At 28.3% G+C, this 3,671-nt stretch carries 5 protein-coding genes; all 5 read left to right on the plus strand.

What is annotated here, in order from left to right; all coding sequences use genetic code 11:
- Nucleotides 1-678: hypothetical protein (locus EUBIFOR_RS11320; protein ID WP_003866209.1), on the plus strand; the 678-nt coding region annotated here is incomplete at its 5' end.
- Entirely contained in the window at nt 679-1,872 is a 1,194-nt protein-coding gene (locus EUBIFOR_RS11325) for a hypothetical protein (protein WP_003866210.1), read from the plus strand.
- A gap of 57 nt (nt 1,873-1,929) precedes the next feature.
- Nucleotides 1,930-2,271 carry a hypothetical protein gene (locus tag EUBIFOR_RS11330; protein ID WP_003866211.1) on the plus strand — a complete coding sequence of 114 codons (342 nt, stop codon included), beginning with the start codon at nt 1,930-1,932 and terminating at the stop codon, nt 2,269-2,271.
- A 20-nt stretch (nt 2,272-2,291) separates the two neighbouring features.
- A complete protein-coding gene (locus EUBIFOR_RS11335) occupies nt 2,292-2,984 on the plus strand; it encodes a DUF975 family protein (RefSeq protein ID WP_003866212.1) in 693 nt (230 codons plus the stop codon).
- A gap of 47 nt (nt 2,985-3,031) precedes the next feature.
- Nucleotides 3,032-3,184, plus strand: a complete 153-nt coding sequence (locus EUBIFOR_RS11340; protein WP_208853821.1) for a hypothetical protein — start codon at nt 3,032-3,034, stop codon at nt 3,182-3,184.
- Nucleotides 3,185-3,671 lie beyond the last annotated feature (487 nt).

Genomic DNA, 3,671 nt, shown 5'->3' on the forward strand with positions numbered 1-3,671 from the left:
GCTCCGGTACAAGGAATTAGCTATATCATTTTAATTGTTAATAACTATTTATCAATCATATTAATCGTTATGATGGCGTTTATACTTTCATCTCTCTATTGTTCGAATTATTTTAATGGTATAGATATTAGTATAATTGTACCAATGAAACAGGTTAATAGAATTATGACAAAACTAATGGTTGGTTGTTTTGTCGGTATTTCTGCAACTCTTCTTGTTTTGATAATTTCTGGAACGTTGGGAAGTATTGGAACTGAATTTGGCAGTCTAAAATCACCTATATTAACTTATTGCGCATCCGGAATTTGTGAATATGAACCGATTATAAATTTTATGATGAGTTGGATAATAATGAGTATATTGTCTATGTTGTTTATCAGTAATGTGATTTTTGTATTGTCTGGCTTATTAAAAAAGAGAACTTCTTGTTTTTTTTCATCGTTATTGTTTTTGTTTGCTTGTACATGGGGATGCACTAAAATAGCTCCTATATTTTCGATAGTACACTTAATTCCAACAACATATTTAAACTGTTTACAAGTGCTAAGTGGAGAAATAGGGTATTTAACGCAGAATAATAATATAAATGCTTTAACAGGCATTATCGTCCTTTTGGTTTGTAATATAGTTTTAACTATTATTAATTTTAGTTTAATGAAAATGAGAGAAGTGAAATGAATGTTTATATATATTGATTTTTTAATAAAGAAAATTTTAAAGAGGAAGCAAAATGTTATAATGGTTTTTATTTGCTTTTTCGTAATAGTTTTTATTTATGTGATGAACATCAATTCTCAAAAAATACTAAGAGATTCACTTGCTTCTCAAATAAAAATGTCTGAAAAGGCAATTAATGATAAAACAAAAATAATGGAATCTAACGATGTTGATGATTCAAGTATTCAATCTTTGCAAAAAGAAATTGATGAAATAAATACAACTAAAAAAAGATATAGAGATTTAATAAAATATTACGAAAATAAGGAATGGGATAAGTTTTATGATAGCTATTTGAATGAACTAAATAGCCAAAAAAAAGTAATCCATCAAACGCAGAAAATTTCAGAAAAAGATACTAATAAGAATGAGTATTTGGAAATGATTGAAGCTACAGACAAACAGATGAACATAATAAATCATTATAGAAAAAATCATTTAAACTATGAAAACTCTGATTATCCGATATATGGAATTACTTTTACGTTATACCTGTTTGGAACAGTTTTTCCGATTTTATTAACGGCAGTTAGTGTATATCTGTTATCACAGGTTTTTACATTTGATTATGTAGAAAATATGGATAGAAGTAAATTGTTAAGTCTAAAGCCTATAGAAAAAACAGTTTCTAAAATTATTGCGGGATGCATTATTGTGCTAGGAATATTTACCATTTGTACTTTGATTTCTGTTCTTATTGCTACATTTGTTACAAAAAATATTGGGAACGATTATCCAATCATGGTATTAGTTGACAATCATTTGACATGCATAAAAGCAATAACAGTTTTTGTTAAAGTAATATGTATGAATATTTTTTATATGATATTTATTATATTGTTATCGTATATCATGTCTTTACTAATACGAGATAGTTTGACATTATTGCTTATATTATTGTGTATGACAATAGGATGTGCATATTTACCAAACATTCTACCTGTTATAAAGCCATTTTCACATTTATTTCCATTTATTTATGTTAATGCATTGCTGGTAATTGATGGAAGTTTGACAAAGACTTTTATGAACCCAAATATACATTTTAATTTTGGAATGATGGTTTTAATTACGGGAATGATTGTATTGATAGTTCTAATTATCGTGCTTTTAGCGTTGGAAACAAAAAATGATAAAGAGAAGTTGTGCCAATGAATACACAGTACATACAAGATTGTAAGATCGCAAAGAAGATAGAGGAGATGATTAAAAATGTGTGTGAAATTTCATGATGAAGAAAATAGATTAGAAGTAAATGGTGGAGCGAGTTGTTTATATAATGATATTCAAAAGCTTTCCATTCAAAATGAAGATGCAAATTTCAAAGGTAAAACAAAACCTTTTACACATACAATTTTAGGTGGAGCTACATTTATGGCTGGTGCAGTAGAACCAATGATGTATGTTGGTATTAAAGTTGTTTTAAAAGATAATAGTGTATTACCAATATATGTTTCCAAGGAAAAAGTGTTATTTAATAGTGATAAGTATTTAAATGATGTCAAAGAAGCCAATGCAATATTGAAGGAATTAGAAAAGAGATTGCATGTCTAAAGAAAGTTGAGTGAAAAAATATGTGGAACAGGCAACAAGTTAAAGAACAAGCTAAACAAATCATGAAAAGAAATTATTGGAAGATGTTTGTGGTTACGTTGATCGCATCAATATTGACAGGTGAAAAAACAACCATTATTGAAAGAGTACAAGACTTTACTTCAAACAATCTTTCTTATGATTCTCAGCCTATATTTTATTCATCTAATTTTGAACTTATATTTTATTCATTCATTTCTGTTGCCAGTATTCTTGGAATCCTCTATACAATCTTTATTGGTAATATCATCGTAGTTGGAAAAAATGGATATTTTATTAAGAATCATGATGAGAATCCTGAACTTGGTGAAATCTTTAAAGGGTTCAAGGGTAATTATTTAAATGTTGTAAAAATCATGTTTTTAATGGATTTAAAAACCCTACTATGGTTGTTACTATTCATAATTCCTGGATTTGTTAAGGCTTACGAATATTCTATGATTCCATATCTATTGGCAGAAAATCCAAATCTTTCGGCTGATGAAGCCTTCTCTTTGTCCAAACAAATGACAACTGGACAAAAGATGGATCTATTTGTCTTAGATTTATCATTTATCGGATGGATCATTCTAGGTTTAATTTGTTGTGGAATTGGAATTCTATTTGTACTACCTTATCCAGAAGCAACAAGAGCTGAAGTTTATTTGAATTTAAAAGAATCTGTAGAGATATAAAAACTGATACTATGGAAATGAAATCTAATAGTTGGATGAAGTGGGTAGTGAATGGTTATTGGTTGTTTCAACTTTTAAGAAGATTGTTAGGATTTCATAAGCAACCGATCGAACAATATGTACTTGCAGGTATTATCAGTGTTTGTATATTGATTATTTATCCATGGTTAAAAAGAAAGTACGGGGATGCTCATGAATGATAAGAAGAAGATTTTTGGAATCGGTATTGTAGTTGGAGTTGTTCTACATAGTCTTATAACGCTTTTATGTGGGTAATCCTATAAAAAAGAAAGTGATGATTATTGGTTGTGTTTTACTGGCTTTGATCCTATCGACTGCAATCTATAGAAAACACGTGGAAAGTAATATAATCTTCCATTCATTTAATGAACCAGCAAATATTAAGGTTGGAACAAAACTAGAGGAAACACCTATTGAATTTTATCATGCTGAGAATATAGATGGTAACAAGGTAACTCATGAGTATATATATATGATCAGAATATTGTTAATGAGGTTCAACCGGTAACTGTAAAGGTGCATTATCAATTATTTACTTTTACAAATACATATGAGCTATTGATAGTGGATTAATGAAAATCCGATAAATTTTAAACTAGAAAGGAAAAAGTATGTGTAGATTACTTTGTTTGATTAACTAATTTATACATATTTTGAGGAATGAAT

Origin of the sequence: Holdemanella biformis DSM 3989, from assembly GCF_000156655.1 — a bacterium.
GTDB lineage: Bacteria > Bacillota_I > Bacilli_A > Erysipelotrichales > Erysipelotrichaceae > Holdemanella > Holdemanella biformis.